The organism is Bernardetia sp. Wsw4-3y2 (genome assembly GCF_037126295.1).
In the GTDB taxonomy this organism is placed as follows: domain Bacteria; phylum Bacteroidota; class Bacteroidia; order Cytophagales; family Bernardetiaceae; genus Bernardetia.
The window spans coordinates 4,024,929-4,042,540 of the sequence record NZ_CP147017.1 but is presented as its reverse complement, the minus strand read 5'-3'; the positions used below and the strand labels follow the sequence as shown (position 1 = coordinate 4,042,540).

Sequence of the window (17,612 nt, the reverse complement as noted above, 5' to 3'; positions counted from 1 at the left end):
AATCTTATACTGAAACAAAAAAATGAGATACATTTCTATAAAAGAAATATATCTCATTTTTAATATATCAGAAACTGTGTTGTTAGTTTAAGAAATCGATAAACCTAAATTTATCTTTTTCCTCCTCCTCCACCACCACGGTTATTTCCACCACCAGAGTTTCCACCACGGTTGTTTCCACCACCACGATTGTTTCCACCTCTAGAGTCTCCACCACCTTCGTTTCTGTCATTGCGATTTCCACCACGACGGTTTCCACCACGATCATTTCTGTCATTACGGTTTCCACCACGACGATTGCCACGGTCATTTCCACCACGTCCACCACTACGTTCTTGTTTTTCAGCAAGAGCAGCAGGAGATAGATCTTGCTTTCCGTAAAGCTGACCTTTATAGATCCATACTTTGATACCTATTTTTCCATAGATAGTATTTGCTTCACTGATAGCATAATCAATATCTGCACGAAGTGTGTGAAGAGGCGTGCTTCCTTCTTTATAAAGTTCTACACGAGCCATCTCAGCACCACCCAAACGACCAGCCAATTTGACTTTGATACCTTCTGCTCCAGCACGCATAGCAGCTTGAATCGCTTGTTTCATTGCACGACGGTGTGACATACGAGCTTCTAATTGTTGAGCAATATTTTCACCTACCAAACGAGCATCCATTTCAGGGCGTTTGATTTCGAAGATATTGATTTGTACTTCTTTCGAAGTCAATTTTTGAAGTTCGTTTTTGAGGTTATCAACCTCTTTACCTTCACGTCCGATTACTACCCCAGGGCGAGATGTATGAACAGTAACAGTAATGCGCTTGAGTGTACGTTCGATGATAATTTTAGAAATACCACCACGTTGAATTCTAGCACGGATATATTTACGAATTTTTTCGTCTTCTACGAGCTTGTCTGCGAAAGTTTTGCCACCGTACCAGTTTGAGTCCCAGCCTTTAACAATACCCAAGCGAAAGCCAACAGGATTTACTTTTTGTCCCATAGTGTTAGTTTTTAGTTATCTTGGTTTGATTTGTCGTTTGATTCCAAAGCCTCTGCTGCTTGCTCTGCTGCCTGATTCGCAATCGATTCAGTCATGTCTGCAAGTGAAGCACCTTCTGATGGTAATCCCACAACAAGTGTAATGTGGTTAGAACGCTTACGTACACGGTGAGCACGTCCTTGAGGAGCTGGCTGAATGCGTTTAAGCATTTTACCACCATCAACAAAAACAGTTTTTACAACTAAGCTACCAATTTCGTTAGCGAAATCTTCGTGTTTAACTTCCCAGTTGGCTACTGCCGAGAGAAGTAATTTTTCCATATAACGAGCACCTATTTTGGGCTCAAATTTTAACATATTTATTGCAGAACTTACTTTTTTCCCACGAATCATATCAGCGACTAAGCGCATCTTGCGTGGAGATGTAGGTACGTTCTGTAATTTAGCAACAGCTTCCATTAATTAGTTGTTTAGAAAGATGAAACAAAATAAAAAAAACGACTACCTTACTTCTTACCACGCTTATCTTTCTTAGCAATATGCCCACGAAAGTTACGAGTAGGTGCAAATTCACCTAATTTATGACCAACCATGTTGTCAGTTACATAAACAGGGATAAATTTGTTGCCGTTATGAACAGCGAAAGTATGTCCGATAAAGTCTGGAGAAATCATAGAACGGCGAGACCAAGTCTTTACAACGGTCTTCTTGCCAGTCTGCTCTAAAGCAGCTACTTTTTTCTCTAAGCGATAGTCTATATAGGGACCTTTTCTGAGTGAACGAGCCATAATTAAGAGTTACGAGTTTTACGACGAGTAATAATAAAGCTATTGGAGTATTTATTGACCTTGCGAGTCTTTTGTCCTTTAGCATATAAGCCATTGCGTGAGCGAGGGTGACCACCAGATGATTTACCTTCACCACCACCCATTGGGTGATCGACAGGGTTCATTGCAACACCACGAGTACGAGGGCGACGACCGTGCCAACGCTTACGACCAGCTTTACCCATAATAACGTTCATATGGTCACCATTAGATACTGTACCAACAGTAGCATAACATGTACCTAGAATCATGCGAGTTTCACCAGAAGGAAGTCTAAGAATAGCATATTTGCCATCACGAGCTACCAATTGAGCATAAGCTCCAGCACTACGAGCAAGGCTTGCACCTTGACCAGGTTTCATTTCAATACAATGTACGATTGTACCTAAAGGCATAACACCAAGAGGAAGACAGTTTCCTACATCAGGAGAAGCACCTTCTCCAGACATAACAGTCTGACCTACTTTGATTCCTTGAGGCGCAATCATATACGCTTTTGCACCGTCTGCATAAAAAAGCAGAGCGATACGAGCCGTACGGATTGGGTCATATTCAATAGTCTTAACCGTTGCAGGCACACCGTGCTTTAAACGTTTGAAGTCTATGATACGGTAGCGTTTTTTGTGTCCACCACCACGTTGACGAATTGTCATTTTCCCTGATCCGTTACGACCACCTGTCCTTTTCCAAGGAGCAAGTAAAGACTTCTCAGGAGTGCTTGTCGTAATTTCCTCAAATGTAGGAGCAATACGAAAACGCTGACCTGGAGTCATTGGTTTTAACTTTTTAACAGCCATGTTGATTTTGATTAAACGAAAAAGGCTTTGCAGCACAATAATAATCAGTTACCAGTTATCAGTAATCAGTTAAATTAACTGCTTGGCAGTTTTTGATAACTTTTTATTACTTTGAATACGAGTATTCTTGACAAATGAGTAAGCGTTTTTCTGCGCTATTACTGCTACTTTTTCGTGGTTTCTTCTATAAGAAACAGTACAACTAAAATGGAAAAAAAAGAGAATAATTAGTGATTAACTATTAATGGTTAGTGATTAATGAATTACTAATTCGTATTCAACTAATCGCTTATCACTAAAAAACTAATAACTATTTAACTTTCTCTTACAGAAAATAAAAAAGGATTTTTTATTAGGATTGAAATTATTAATGGGGAGTGATTAATTAATTACCTATTGTTCATTTGTATCTAACTAATCACTTATCATTAAAAATTAATCACTATTAATTTTCCTCAGTATCAAATATATCAATTGCGCTTCCTTCTGCAAGTTGCACAAATGCTTTTTTATAAGTCGAAGTATGACCTTTAGTAATTGCAGTTTTTAAGTAGCGAAATTTCGGCTTACCGAAAATAATTGCTGTACGTACCTTAACAACTTTAGCATCTTGGTCTTCATACATTTTCTCAACAGCAGTTTTGATTTCTGCCTTTGTAGCTTTTTTGTCTACAATGAAAACATATACACCATTTTCGTTCATTGCTGTTGCTTTCTCGGTAATTACAGGCTTCTTTAAAATAGTTTTCATATTTCTTTTCTAATTTAACTTTTTAAAAAATTGTAATAAATAATAGAATAAAAATTGTAAATTATGAATGGTGAATTGTAAATGTAATACACTACAAATAAGTAAATTACAGTTTCAAAAATAGCATTTTATTTAATTTCTATTCCAATAGAAGTGTAAATTTATTAAAATAGTAATTTATAAAATGTATTCCATTCATAATTTACCATTTATAATTCACAATTCCTCTTTAGTTAGCTTCAGCTTGAATTACTTCTAATGCACCTTCTGCAAGTACAATCACATCACTGTTCATGATATGGTAGGTATGTAATTGATTAGCTGGCAAAACTTTAGTTTTAGGCAAGTTGCGAGCCGAACGATATACTACATCGTTTTGTTCTCCTGTTACAACTAGCACTTTTTTACCTGAAAGATTCAAGTTATTAAGTAATGAAATAAACTCTTTTGTTTTTGGAGTATCCATTACTAGATTTTCCATAACAGTGATAGCTTCTGCTTTTGCTTTGTGAGAAAGAGCAGAACGACGAGCTAATTGTTTTACTTTACGGTTCAATTTGAAGCCATAATCACGTGGCTCTGGTCCAAAGATACGACCACCACCTACAAATACAGGAGACTTGATACTACCTGCACGTGCGCCTCCAGTTCCCTTTTGGCGTTTGATTTTACGAGTAGAACCTGACACTATACCTCTGTGTTTAGAAGAGTGCGTTCCCTGACGTTGGTTAGCTAAATATTGCTTAACGTCTAGGTAAATAGCATGGTCATTTGGTTCGATGGCAAATACTGCATCTGATAATGTAGCGTTTTTGCCGATTTCTTTTCCTTCTTTATTTAAGATAGGTAATTCCATAATGATATTTCGTTTTTTGTTATTGTTGGTATTAGATACCAACAACGGCAAGATTGGAATGAAAGTAATCTAAAAGTAAATTCCGAACTAATGTTCAGATAAATTCCAAGTTAAAATTAGAAGTGAATTAAGTATTAATCCAGTATCTAAAAATTAACGTTGAATAAGAATAGTAGAATTGTTTGCACCTGGAATTGCACCTGAAACGACAATAAGATTTGCCTCAGGCATAATTTTTTCTACACGCAAGTTTTTCACTTTCACACGATTACCACCCATACGCCCAGCCATACGCATACCTTTGAATACACGAGAAGGATAAGAAGAAGCACCAATTGAACCTGGAGCACGTAAACGGTTATGCTGACCGTGAGTAGCTTGACCTACACCACCGAAGTTATAACGTTTAACTACACCTTGAAAACCTTTACCTTTAGAAGTTCCAACAACATCTACAAATTGACCTTCTTCGAAAAGATCTGTAATGTTTAATTCTTGACCTACTTCGTATTTTGCTTCAGCTTCTAAGCCCATGTTGCGAAATTCTACAAGAGTACGCTTAGGAGTAGTACCTGATTTTTTGAAGTGTCCTTGAAGTGGCTTAGGAGTATTTTTTTCTTTGCGCTCTCCAAAACCCATTTGTACGGCACGATAACCGTCTGTATCTTCAGTCTTGACTTGTGTAACTACACAAGGACCAGCTTGTATTACTGTGCATGCGACACTGCGTCCATCGGCATCAAACAAACTAGTCATTCCGATTTTTTTACCAATTAAACCTATCGGCATTATACTGGAATTTAATTATTAGTCGAAGTCATAAAAGTGTAAATCATTTTTTTCAAAATTCATTTCCCAAAATTTACTTTTATACCTCTAAATTTGAATAGTTGAAGGAAAGAAGAGTCTTTTGAGTATCAGCATTTTATAAGCAAAAACACTAACTAAAAAGCATAGTCTTCCTATATTTGGGAGTGCAAAAATACTAACTCTTTAATTAACAAGCAACTAATAACCTAAAAAACATGTAAAATATTGATTTATTTTTCATAAATGACTGTGAAACAAACTAAATTATCATGATACTGATAGATTAAAGAGCATTAAAGTTAATAATTAAAACTAAAAGTCAAGAATAATATATTCAATCAGAATCGGTTCTAAATCTCAATAAGTAACTAGACGAAAACAAAACCTATCGAAGAAAAGATTTAGACAGTGAAAATTATAAACTATCAAGACACCTTTGAGATGTCAGACAGATTTCCCTAGCCTAATAAATAGTTTTATCTAGCTAATTATCTTTCATGCTCTTAGCAGTAATAGTCTCAAATTACTAGTTTGGCATTTGTATCAACAAAAAATATAATTAAAAAACTACGTAAATATTACCTAGTATATTTTTTTTAGACTAAACCTCTTTTTTTTTAGTTAAAAACCGTAAATTTGGTAATAATATTGTTGTACTTTATTAAGATTCTATTCTAGCTCAAACATCCCTTAAATACAAATTATATTCAGTAATAGTCTAACAATTAATATAGTTAAAGTCATTTTTTGCTATTAAATTATTGGATGATAATTATTCTCGACTACAATTCTCTATGTCAGTATTTTTTTGAAAGAACAGAATCTCCCTTTATTGAATACAATGCTGCTATGAAATTATTATAATTACCCTTATTTATAAAAAATATGAAAGCTCCTCCAATAGTATATAAAAATATTATTATTATTTCCTTTTTTTTACTGCTAATAAATACTTCTGTTTCACAAGCTCAAACAGATACTCGTTTTTGGTTTGCAGCTCCTGATGTTACAGCATCACATAGTGATGGTCCTATTCGTATTGTAGTGTCTGCATTTGATGTTCCTGCAGTTGTTACTGTTACTCAACCTGCAAACTTAGCATTTCCTACCTATATAGTAAATGTTGCTGCAAACTCTTCCCAATTTATAAATGTAGACCCAAGTAAAGTATTAATAGAAACACCCTACGATACACCTACTCCCGCTACTCCCTTAGTTAGTAGAACAGGACTTTTAATAGAGTCCACTACCAAAATCACAGCTTATTATGAAGTCAATTCTGATATTAATCCAGATATTTTTGCATTAAAAGGGTCAAATGCCTTAGGTAACGATTTTTATGTTCCTTTTCAAAACTCTTGGAATCATGCAAATAGAAATCCAATTGATGGTAGAAGTGGCTTTTTAGTAGTAGCTACAGAAGACAATACACTTGTCACAGTTACACCTACAAGAGCTTTAGAGGGTGGACAAGCTGCCAATGTTCCTTTTACTTTTACTCTTAACAGAGGAGAAACATACGTTGGCTCAGTAGTAGAACCATCAGCAGGAGGCTTTCCATCAGGATCACGGATTCAAGCTGATAAACCTGTTGCAGTTACTAAATTTAGTGATTCTATAAATTCAGGACAAGGAGGTTGTAATGACTTGGCTGGTGACCAACTTGTTCCTGTTGATATTATTGGAACTGAATATGTAGTTTTGAGAGGGCAATTGGGAGTGGGTAGTGGAACACCTGCTGGTAATCCTGAATTAGCTGTTGTTACAGCTACGCAAAATGGTACTACTGTTTCTGTCAATGGAGCTCTTGTTGCTACAATTAATGCAGGACAAAGTTATATACATACACTAACAACAGCAGGACAACGAGTTTTCATACAAACAAGTTTACCTGCTTATGTAGGACATTATGCAGGATATGGATGTGAAACTGGTTTTGCAATTCTTCCTCCTGTAAACTGTACTGGTTCATTAACAACACGAATTGTGCGTTCTACAGATGAAAATTTTACGATTAACTTAATGACAAGAGGAACTCCAGTAGGTAGTAATTTTGATTTTACTAATAATTTCACAATACGAGTGACTAATGGAGGTACTACAACTACGCTATTTTCGCCTACAACAACACCATTTCCAGCTACATTTACTCAAATTGGAGGAAGTAATTATTATGGAACACAATATACATTTACTACAGCACAAGTACCTGCTGGAGCAGTAGTAACAATAGAAAGCACTACTGTAACTCCTCTTACTAATGAAGCTGGTTTATTTCATTTAGGTTTTGTAAATGGAGGAGCAGGCTCAGGAACACGCTACGGATATTTTTCTGATTTTAGAACTTTAGATTTAGGAGCAGATATAAATATTAGTTACGGTACTGATGCTACAGTAACAGCAGATATACAGGCTACTAATTTTACATGGTATAGTGATGGTGTACTTGTTCAAAGTGGAGCAAGTAACAGTTATACAGTTATTGATATTCAACGTAGACAAATAATACGAGTAGAGGCTACAGTAGGAGATTGTGTTCTTAGTGATGAAATTTGTGTCGGTACACTTGAATATGTTTGGGATGGTAGAGACAACCCCACATTAGGAGTGGATCATCCACCAAACTGGAGTACTCCTTGTGGTGTTTCAGGAATACCAGACTGTACTATAGATATTATTATTCCTCCTACTCCTATTGCATTTTCTACTCTTACTGTTGGAAGCACTCAAACTTTGAATGTACGCAATATTACTATATTAGATGGTGGAAATCTAAATGTAGCTACTGGAGGACAAGTAAATGTATGCGGAAACATGATACACGATGGCAATATGAGTATGCAACCTAACTCTAATTTCAGATTTGTAGGGACAGGCAGACAAGACTACTCAAAAGCAGTTACTGGAAATGGAGAGTTTGAAAACTTATTTATTGATAATACAATCGGAACTTCTACATTCAATAATATTGCTGGCGTTACTCTACTTTCTTCTAGCGATCAAGATTTGACTGTAAGTGCTACAGGAACATTAAATTTTGTGCAAGGCTATATTATTCCTGAAGGGTTTCCAACTACTAATGGTGTAGATATTTCTCGTTCTATTATTGTAAATAATCCAAACCCAAATGCAATTACTGGATTTACTACTACTACTACAGGTACTACTCTTCCAACTGATTATTTTGTAGCAGGAAAACTAAATAGAGCCAAAAATGCAACAGGTAATTATTCTTTCCCTGTTGGATTAGTCTTGCAAGAACCTTCTACAATTTTGCCAGAGGCCAATAAAAATGGCGCAATGTCTGCTGCATTTGAAAACTCGGATTGGCAGACAGCTACGTATGGAGGAATGACTTGTAATCCAAATCCAAATGGTGTTTTAACAATGACAGAAGATATTGAATATGTAGATTTTGGAGCTAATACAGGAAATATAGGAGTGGCAGGAAATAATTCTCGTACAGTCGAAATATGGGCAAATGTGACCAATTTTAATGGTGCAGGTTTATTTCAGTTTGGAAATAGCACAGGAACTAATAATTCACAAGACTTTGCTTTAGTGACAGGAACAACCAATAACTCATGGTTTATTCGTTTAAACAACGGATTTGATTTAGAGCTTATCAATCTACCAAATAGTTTGAATAACTGGCATCACTATGCTCTGACTTACGATGAAATAAATCAACAAGTAACATTTTATTATGATGGATTACGTATTCGTACCTACGACTTACCTGCACCTTTAAATACAATTTTGACAAGTGGACTTGTAGGGCGTTGGAGTGGTAGTAATACATTAGCTCTTAGAGGACAAGTTGATGAGTTAAAAGTTTGGAGTGAAACACGTACAGAAGCACAAATACAAGCCTCATTTAATCAAGGTTGTGCTGCCAATGCGTTGCAATGCCCACAAGCAAATAACTTGAGAGCCTACTACAACTTCGAAGATGCAAATATAAATGGAGCTGCCATTAGAACAATTCAATCACGTACAATACAATGTCCAGACCCAACATTTACTTATCAAAGAGCTGATGCCAATTTCAATGTCTCCAATACAGTAGATAATGTTACAGCTTATTTTAAGCAATTTACTAATTTACCAAGTCCAGCAACAGGACAAACTAATATTTGTGGTGTTGACTTTGATACAGACCCAGCTTTGGATAATGGTTTTTGGGATTTCTCTTCTTTTGATGCTACTAATAATCCTGTTCCAGTAAATGCAGCCTATCAAATGTATTTATTTAACCGAGATTATGGAAATTTTGTAGGAGCTTCTACAACTGTTATGCAACTTGAGGAAACTGAAAACCCTTTTGCTGTAAATCCACCTTGGACTATTCCTGATGGATTATGTATAACTAATATTCCACAGTTTACTTCAAGAACTGGCTTTATAGGAAACATGGGCTTTTTTGCAACAGCTCAATCACAAGATATTACACTTCTTCCTATCGAACTTTTGTTTATATCAGCCAAACCAACCGAAAATGCTATTTTGGTAGAATGGGCAACTTTACAAGAAAAAGATAATTACGGATTTGAAGTATTTAGAGCTGAAGAAGACGGAGATTTTGTCAAAATTGGTTTTGTGGCTAGTAAAAAACAAGGACAATCAAGACAAGATTATCAATTTTTAGATGTAGAGGTAAGACCTAATGTAACCTATTATTACAAACTAAAACAGATAGATAATAATGGTAAGTTTACCTTTACAAAAATAGTTTCTGCTACACTTTCTGATAGTGATTTTACAGAACAACAAACCAATACAATTTATCCAAATCCAACTGATGATGAGTTTACGCTTTCTTTGCAAGGGAAAGAGTTTAGAAATGGAGAAGAAGTAGAAATAATACTCATCAATGCGATTGGAGAAGAACTAGAAAGAAGAACTATCAATACTCAAATTAATAACCGTCTGACATTTAGACTGGGACGTTATCCAAATGGTATGTATTTATTAAAAATAGTTAGTCAAAGCTCTTCTACTATAATGAAAGTAGTTAAGGAATAGCAACGAGACCTATTTATTATACTTAAAAGAGGCTGTCCGAAAAGGTCAGCCTCTTTTTATGCAGCTATTTTTTGTAATTCTTCTTTTTGGTTGATTTTTTTGATGATGCAAACAAATTTTGTCTTTTGGTGATTTTTTTGAGTATAAAAAAAGGTGCAAAAAGATGATTTTTTAGAATTGAAAGTATTTTTTAGCTTATCGGCAGTTTTTGCCACCATTTTTCTAAAATTATGTCCAAGAGCCATCAATAGAAACTCCATTTCTACTTTTACTAATCCCTTAAAAGTAAATCGATTAAACTTATTATTATATTTGAGATGCCCAAAAACAGCTTCTACTTCTATAGGGCGTTTACTGCGCTGCTCTAATCCTTTCTCACTAGTTAGTAAATTTCTAGCTTTCTCTTTTAGTTGGTTTAAACGATGATTCACTTGTATTATTCTATTGCCTTCAGCTTTATGACATAAATTGCGAAGAGGACAATCTTGACACCTTTTTGCTTGATAATAAGATACTTGCGATTCGTATCCATTACTTGAAGTACGTTTTCCATCTCTTATTTTCTTCATTCTTTGCCCCATCGGACAGACATAAAAATCTAATTCTTTGTTGTAAAATAAATTCTGAACTAAAAAAGGATTATTTTTCATTTTCCTTTTTTGCTCTTTATGGAAATAATTGTACTTAACGTAGGCAGTAATTTCTTTTTTTTCAAGTAATTCATAATTTTCTTCACTTCCATAACCTGCATCAGCTACTACTTCTTTACTTTGTTTATTGTACTGATTTTCAAATCCTTCTAAATGAGAGGATAAAGTGGTGGTATCTCCTGCCGTTTGATGAATAGAAACGTGGGTAATAAATTGATTTTCTGTGGACACTTGAGCATTATAAGTAGGTTTGAGTTGTCCATTTTTCATGTGATCTTCTTTCATCCGCATAAAAGTAGCATCCGTATCTGTTTTACTATACGAGTTTCTACAACCTAAAATTTTCAGAGACTCTTCATATTTACTTAATCTAGGAAGATATTCATCTTGCATTTTTTTTAGTTCTCTTGCCTGTTGTTTACTCGGTTCTTTTAGTTTTTTATTGATTTGAGCGAGTTTTTCTTTTAATAATTCTGAATCTAATGGAGTAGATACTTCTTCTTTATTTTCTTCTTGATTATCTGATTGAATACTACTTTCAATATCAGATAAAATTTTATTTACTTTAGTTTCTAACTTTTCTTTATTTTTTTCAATACTACCACGCCAAACAAAAGTATAACGATTAGAACAAGCCTCTATTTTTGTTCCATCAATATATTGAACATCAAGACTTACATAACCCATTTCAACCAACATTTTAACAACTTCTCCAAATAAACGATGAATGTGTGCCTTCAAAATTTTACCTCTAAAGTCATTAATTGTTCTAAAATCTGGTGTAGAATTGCCTGATAAATACATAAAATGAATATTCTCCCCAAGAGCTTTAGCTATTTTACGACAAGAATAAATATTGGATAAATAAGAATAGAATAGCACTTTAACGAGCATTCTTGGATGATAAGCTGAACAACCTCCACCTTTGTATTGAGAAATCAAATCGCTAATATCCAATGAATCAACCACCTTTTCAACTAAACGAACAGGATGGTGAGCTGGAATTTTGTCAAATATATTGACAGGAAAAAGTTCGGGCTGCTTACCACTTTGGTTTTTGAAAACTACTTTTGCCATAGGCTATATAACGTTAGTATAAAAGTATATATACCTCGAAAATAAAAAAAATTAACCATAAAAAAAAGGCTATCCGTACTTTTCGGACAGCCTCTTTTGAGTGTATTATAGAATGATTTTCTTTCATTTATGACACACACACAACTTTTCACAAACTATTTTACTAAGGGTTTCTTCTCTTTTTGGGTTATTATCTTCTGACAAAAGAATTTTCATTGTCCCATCATATTTTTCTATTTCTAAGACTTCCAACTCTAAACCCAAGCTAATTTTTCGGCTATTAAGAAATTGCAAAAACTCTAGTGAAGATTCAGAAACAGCTATAATTTTAACTTTATCCTTTTCCTTGCAATCACTTAACTTTAATTCTGAATTTACTCTATTTTCTATTTGTCCTTCTTTATTGGGAATAGGTGAACCGTGTGGGTCAATGTTTGGATAGCCCAAAAGCTCGTCCATTTTATCAAAGAAAATAGGTGATTTTATGTGTTCGATTTGCTCTGCAATAGCGTGAACTTTTTCCCAACCAAAACCCATTTTCTCTACTAAAAACATTTCTGTAAGTCGGTGTTTTCTGACAATAAGAGCTGCTGTAGTTTTACCTTTTTCGGTTAGTTTTATAGGTTTATACTTTTCATAAATCACAAACTCTTTTTCGTGCAAACGCTTAATCATGCTGTTTGCTGTTGGCGTACTAACAGATAATTTTTTACTCAAATCGGATAAACTTATTTCATTTTCTTGAGAAGCAAGTTTGAAAAGAGCCTTTAAGTAATTTTCTTCTGTCTGTGAATTCATTATTTCTTGATTTTGCTATTTAATTATTCAATTCAAAAATACGTATTTTTATTAGTTTATTAACCATTCCAAAATCTTTGGAAAGTGATCGTTTATTGCGTCTTTGTGTGTCAGCATGTTGTTATGGTCATAATCATGTAAATTCTGATTTGATTTTGACAACAACCAAAACTCATCTGTTGAATTATCAATCTCATCCATCAATAATTTTACATCATTTGGATTTCCCAAAATAGTATCGTTTGCTGCTGCAATATGAAGAGTAGGAGGGAAATATCGTTGTTTCTGTTTTAAATTTTGGAAGCCACTTTGGTAATCAAATTTATCTTTACAGAGCCATTTATCTTCCTTAATCCATTTATTAGATTCTGTTATAAATCCTCTGCTTTCGTCATCTGTTCCAAAGCCAATTTTTGTAGTAGGTAAATAACCTAGTGTTTTTCCAGAAACTTTACCCAAAAAATTCCATACAAAATCTATTTTTACTATTTTTTCTATTCCTTTTGTTCTGATTCTTCTTTTGCTTCCAAAAAACACCATTTTTTTTGTAGCTTCTGCTATTTGTGGAAAACGTAACATAAAAGGAGGAATCATTACTCCGCCCCAAGAATGAGCAGCCCAAAAATTAGGAAAATGACCTTTTATTTCTCTTATTTTATTAGCAAAAGTTGGCAAGTCTTCTAAAATATATTCAGTCTGTCCGAAAGTAGATTTAGAATTTACTTTTGGTTTACTTTCTCCTTTTCCCCTCAAGTCTGCAACAAAAACATCAAAACCATTTTCAGCTAAATAACTTCCAAACCCTTTTCCCTGTACAGAATAAAAGATACGACCATTTTCGACACTTCCATGAATAAGTAAAATAGTAGGTAGAGTTTGAAGATCTGAACCTTCTTTATAAATTCTTTTTAAATGTAAAATATCATTATATTCTGTTTTTAAATCAATAAAAATAGATTCGTAATTTAATGGCATTATTTTTTGATTTATCTTTTAGCTTTAGTATTCAATAATCTTTCTCAAAACTTTATACAAAAAAACGTGTTTTGAAAACAACAAACAAGTTTTATAAAACTTTCTATCTTTAAGAGTCTATTTGAAAACAAAATTTAACATTTTCATTTGACTTGTTATTACCCTATTTTCAACTCACTTTTTAAACTTTATTTTTTTATGAAAAAAATTTCTTATTTATCATTTATTGTTTTGTTTTACTTTGTAACAGCCTGTGCAACAGCACCACTTACTGGACGAAAACAACTTATTTTACTTCCTGCATCTGAAATAAATTCGATGAGCTTTCAGGCTTATAACGAAATGCTTAATGAACAACAAGTAGTGAAAGGAACAACAGATGCACAAACTATAACTAATGTAGGGCAGCGAATTCAATATGCTGTCGAAACGTATCTTAAATCGGTAAACAAAACTGATTTAATTAAAGGTTTTCAGTGGGAATATAATTTAGTACAAGAACCTTCTGCAAATGCGTCGTGTATGCCTGGGGGAAAAGTGATTTTTCATACTGGAATTATGCCTATTTGCCAAACTCCAACAGGTGTTGGTGTGGTAATGGGACACGAAGTTGCCCATGCTGTGGCTAGTCATGGTAATGAACGAATGAGCCAAGGAATGGCTGCACAAGGAGTTTTATCTTTGGGATCAGCTCTCATGAACCAAAAACCAACGCTTGGAAAACAATTAATTTTACAAGCTGCTGGATTAGGAACACAGGTAGGACTGTTGAAGTTTTCAAGAGATCAAGAATCAGAAGCCGACCATTTAGGAATTATTTTTATGGCAATGGCAGGTTATAACCCAGCCGAATCAATTGCTTTTTGGCAACGCATGTCAGCACAAGCAGCAGGACAAGCACCACCAGAATTTTTATCTACCCACCCAAGTTCTTCTACACGTATCAATAATCTCAAAAAATGGCTTCCAGAAGCAATGAAATATTATAATGCTTCTCCATATAAAGGAAAACCATAATTAACTTGCAATAAATACTTTGTAATCAAAAAAAACCTAGAACATATTATTTTGCTCTAGGTTTTTTGTTGTGCAGTATGAAGAAATACAGTTTAGCTTCTAGTATTTGGGTCATAGGCATCTCTCAGACCATTTCCTAAAAGATTAAAAGCAAGAACTAAAATACTAATACAAAGACTTGGAAAGACAATCAAATGCCAACTATTACTTGTTCCGATAACAGAATACCCTTCCGAAACCATCATTCCCCAAGAAGGTGTAGGAGGCTGAACACCCAAGCCTAAAAAGCTCAAACCTGCTTCTATCAAAATAGCTGCTGCAAAATTTGAAGTCGTAACCACTACTATTTCTCCCAACATATTAGGCAAAATATGTCTAAAAATAATTCTCCAATGACTCATTCCAAAAGCGTGTGTAGCTTCGATAAATGGTTTCCTTTTAATTGTTTTGATTTTTCCTCTTACAATACGAGCAATTTCTACCCACATCGTCAGACCAACAGCGACAAAAGCAACCCAAATTCCTTTACTTTGAAGTACAATGGTAATGGCAATTACAAGCATAATACTAGGAATAGACCACACTACTGTCATAAACCAATGAATAATACTATCTATCCAACCACCAAAATAACCAGAAATTGCGCCCAAACTCACTCCCAAAACGAGTGAAATCAAAACAGCAATTGCACCAATAGTAAGAGAAATTCGTGTTCCATACATCAAACGACTTAAAATATCTCTACCCGAACGGTCAGTTCCGAGCCAATACGTACGAGTTTCTATATTTTCTTTTTGGAATTCTTCTGCCAGCTCAAATAAAGTCGTTGTTCGTATTCTTTTCTGAATATCAACATAGCGCACTGTGTCACCTTTTATTTGATAGTTATAGTTAAGAGAATCATCTGAAAGCAGTCCTGAAACACCTGCAAAAACGGGTTTAGTAGCATAAATGAGCGAATAGGAAAGTTCTTTTTTCTCTCTTCCATAAATTTTAAAAAATACTGTATCTCCCACAATCCTAAAGGTATCTATTGGGGTAATTGTGTAGTCAGTTTCATCGCCATTATAAATACTTTCAAAAAAACCTGTATGTTCAGTAGAAATTCGTTTTCTAAACTTCAACATTTTTGTTTCAAAAATAGGCAATTCTTTACCTATCTGCACAGCTCCATCATTTGCATTTGGGGTTTTGTCAGGCATAATTGTATGACCTGCAAGGGCTACAAAAACAGCAAATAAAATGACAAAAAGCCCAAACATGGCTGGTTTGTGTTTTAATAAGCGTTTGCGTATTTGTGAAGAAGGCGATATATGCTCAAATTCTGCTGCCATTTAGAGAAATAAACGAATGCAATATTAATTGAGAATGGAAATAAAAAAATATTGGTGTTTTTTCTTTTCCATTGCTAGAAATTACTTTAAACGACTAATTTACTAAGAAAGTAACATAAAAACTATTCTTATTTAAAATAAACGATTGATAAAGTCAGATTACTTAGCATTAGTTACATTTGTTTACTATTTTGTTCTTCTACCTTTCCAATTATAGCCTTTTTTCTGTGCAGCAATTCCAAAAAATATAGCATAAAAACTATAAAACATCCACCAAAAAGGCAGTGTAAAAATTGCTTTTAGTTGTCTCAAAAAATGCAATACAGAAAACAAAAACAGAAATTCTGTACTCGTTTTAATAAAAAAAGTAAGATAAAGATACTTTCTTAGTTCTGAGTTTGTTAGATAAAAATCAGTTGTAAATATATCAAAAGCCATAAAAACAAACATTAATAAAGTAAAAACTTGAACCAAAAACACAAACATGCTAATTGCTGCATGACTTATTTTTTTATGTTGATTCCATTTACTTGCCCAACGTTTGCGCTGATTATAAAAATGATTCCAAGTTTGAGTTGCTTCTGTTTCAACGATTGCTTTATCTGATTTTAAGAAAAAAATATTCTTAGGATAAACTTTGTGAAATTTATGTAATAAAAACTCATCATCTCCAGACGAGATTTGATAACCATCTTTTATAGTATTGCTTTTCTCTTGATTTTCATATCCTCCCAGTTCTTCAAAAAGCTCCTTGGAGTATGCCATATTTGCCCCATTGCATGTAAAAGGAAAACCCAAATTGAGAGCAGCACCTCCTGAGCCAATTAATGTAGCAAATTCAGAAGCCTGTAAAGCTGCAAAAAAATCTCTTTTATAATTTAAACGAACAGCTCCAGCAATAAAAAAGGCTTTTTCATCTCTTTTTTCTTTATAATCAATGAAATTTGAAAAAGTGGAAAGCCAACTTTTTTGAACTCTACAATCTCCGTCAGTCGTAATAATATATTCAAAATTTGCCTTCGAAACACCTAAAGTAATTGCTCGTTTTTTGTGGGCAGAATTAGTAGCTGGAGTAGAAATGACAGGAATAAGCCGTAGAGAATACGGCATTTTTTGGATTAAATCGTTTACAATTTTTGCCGTTTCATCATCCGAATTATCATCTAAAACTAAAACTTCAAAATTATTAGTATCTAAATCCTGCAGAGTCAAATCATTTAATAAAGCTGCAATATTTTGAGCTTCATTTCGAACAGGAATCAAAACAGAAAAACGGATTTTGTTTTTTTCTATATAATTTTTGCCGTTGTCGGTGTACCCACCAACGACATTATTAAAAATACCTTCTTTGTACCAACCGTAAAGAACGAAAAGCAAAACGAAAATGTAGAGCCAAAAAATGAGTAGAGTGAGGTAAAAAATACACTTATTTGATTAGAGAGTGATTTTTATAATTTGTATGATGAAAGGCAGGATAAATGCTTTTTTATTTTAAATTTTCAAAATCATTACTTATCTCTAAATCTTCTTGATAAGTAGCTTTATAACCTTCTATCAACTCATTTTCTAAATCTGATTCATTTTCGACTAAAAGAATTATTCGTACTCTTTTGTTACGAATAGTTAAGGGAGTATTTAAAATTACATTTCCTTCTTCGTTTATTTGTCCATATATTTCTATTGCTTCCATATTTTTAT

15 protein-coding genes are annotated in these 17,612 nt (G+C 33.8%); 2 read left to right on the top strand and 13 right to left on the bottom strand.

The features are described 5' to 3' along the window. Nucleotides 1–110 precede the first annotated feature (110 nt). The 7 genes from rpsC to rplC all read right to left on the bottom strand — a co-directional run bounded on the left by rpsC (nucleotide 111) and on the right by rplC (nucleotide 5,017). A complete protein-coding gene (rpsC, locus tag V9L05_RS16640) occupies nucleotides 111–998 on the bottom strand; it encodes a 30S ribosomal protein S3 (RefSeq protein ID WP_338812960.1) in 888 nt (295 codons plus the stop codon). A gap of 11 nt (nucleotides 999–1,009) precedes the next feature. Next, nucleotides 1,010–1,456, bottom strand: coding sequence for a 50S ribosomal protein L22 (gene rplV, locus V9L05_RS16635; protein ID WP_338792093.1), 447 nt, complete (start codon nucleotides 1,454–1,456; stop codon nucleotides 1,010–1,012). Between the two features lie 47 nt (nucleotides 1,457–1,503). Further along, nucleotides 1,504–1,785, bottom strand: coding sequence for a 30S ribosomal protein S19 (gene rpsS, locus V9L05_RS16630; RefSeq protein WP_338764302.1), 282 nt, complete (start codon nucleotides 1,783–1,785; stop codon nucleotides 1,504–1,506). Nucleotides 1,786–1,787: 2 nt separating this feature from the next. Next, nucleotides 1,788–2,621 carry a 50S ribosomal protein L2 gene (gene rplB / locus V9L05_RS16625; RefSeq protein WP_338812959.1) on the bottom strand — a complete coding sequence of 278 codons (834 nt, stop codon included), beginning with the start codon at nucleotides 2,619–2,621 and terminating at the stop codon, nucleotides 1,788–1,790. Nucleotides 2,622–3,066: 445 nt separating this feature from the next. Then, nucleotides 3,067–3,372, bottom strand: coding sequence for a 50S ribosomal protein L23 (gene rplW / locus V9L05_RS16620; protein ID WP_338812958.1), 306 nt, complete (start codon nucleotides 3,370–3,372; stop codon nucleotides 3,067–3,069). A 229-nt stretch (nucleotides 3,373–3,601) separates the two neighbouring features. Next, entirely contained in the window at nucleotides 3,602–4,228 is a 627-nt protein-coding gene (gene rplD / locus V9L05_RS16615) for a 50S ribosomal protein L4 (protein WP_338812957.1), read from the bottom strand. Between the two features lie 153 nt (nucleotides 4,229–4,381). Beyond that, complete coding sequence (rplC, locus tag V9L05_RS16610) at nucleotides 4,382–5,017, bottom strand: 50S ribosomal protein L3 (RefSeq protein ID WP_338792097.1); 636 nt, start codon at nucleotides 5,015–5,017, stop codon at nucleotides 4,382–4,384. 906 nt (nucleotides 5,018–5,923) lie between these two features. Here rplC and V9L05_RS16605 point away from each other — a divergent pair. Continuing rightward, entirely contained in the window at nucleotides 5,924–10,063 is a 4,140-nt protein-coding gene (locus V9L05_RS16605; protein ID WP_338812956.1) for a LamG-like jellyroll fold domain-containing protein, read from the top strand. Nucleotides 10,064–10,119: 56 nt separating this feature from the next. Here the strand turns inward: V9L05_RS16605 and V9L05_RS16600 are convergent, their stop codons facing one another. The 3 genes from V9L05_RS16600 to V9L05_RS16590 all read right to left on the bottom strand — a co-directional run bounded on the left by V9L05_RS16600 (nucleotide 10,120) and on the right by V9L05_RS16590 (nucleotide 13,563). Beyond that, nucleotides 10,120–11,790, bottom strand: coding sequence for an IS1182 family transposase (locus tag V9L05_RS16600; RefSeq protein WP_338812234.1), 1,671 nt, complete (start codon nucleotides 11,788–11,790; stop codon nucleotides 10,120–10,122). 123 nt (nucleotides 11,791–11,913) lie between these two features. After that, the gene (locus V9L05_RS16595; protein WP_338792099.1) at nucleotides 11,914–12,588 is read right to left on the bottom strand and encodes a metal-dependent transcriptional regulator; all 675 of its coding nucleotides are present in this window, start codon (nucleotides 12,586–12,588) and stop codon (nucleotides 11,914–11,916) included. A gap of 51 nt (nucleotides 12,589–12,639) precedes the next feature. Continuing rightward, nucleotides 12,640–13,563 (bottom strand): alpha/beta fold hydrolase, encoded by a 924-nt coding sequence (locus V9L05_RS16590; RefSeq protein WP_338812955.1) that lies wholly within the window; start codon nucleotides 13,561–13,563, stop codon nucleotides 12,640–12,642. 198 nt (nucleotides 13,564–13,761) lie between these two features. On the opposite strand from V9L05_RS16590, the gene V9L05_RS16585 reads away from it, so the two are divergent. After that, on the top strand, nucleotides 13,762–14,580 hold the full coding sequence (locus tag V9L05_RS16585) for a M48 family metallopeptidase (RefSeq protein WP_338812954.1): 819 nt from the start codon (nucleotides 13,762–13,764) through the stop codon (nucleotides 14,578–14,580). Nucleotides 14,581–14,672: 92 nt separating this feature from the next. Here the strand turns inward: V9L05_RS16585 and V9L05_RS16580 are convergent, their stop codons facing one another. From V9L05_RS16580 to V9L05_RS16570, 3 genes are all read right to left on the bottom strand, one after another. Then, nucleotides 14,673–15,914, bottom strand: a complete 1,242-nt coding sequence (locus V9L05_RS16580; protein ID WP_338792102.1) for an ABC transporter permease — start codon at nucleotides 15,912–15,914, stop codon at nucleotides 14,673–14,675. Between the two features lie 186 nt (nucleotides 15,915–16,100). After that, nucleotides 16,101–17,291, bottom strand: coding sequence for a glycosyltransferase (locus tag V9L05_RS16575; RefSeq protein ID WP_338812952.1), 1,191 nt, complete (start codon nucleotides 17,289–17,291; stop codon nucleotides 16,101–16,103). A 109-nt stretch (nucleotides 17,292–17,400) separates the two neighbouring features. Further along, the gene (locus tag V9L05_RS16570) at nucleotides 17,401–17,604 is read right to left on the bottom strand and encodes a hypothetical protein (protein WP_338812951.1); all 204 of its coding nucleotides are present in this window, start codon (nucleotides 17,602–17,604) and stop codon (nucleotides 17,401–17,403) included. Nucleotides 17,605–17,612 lie beyond the last annotated feature (8 nt).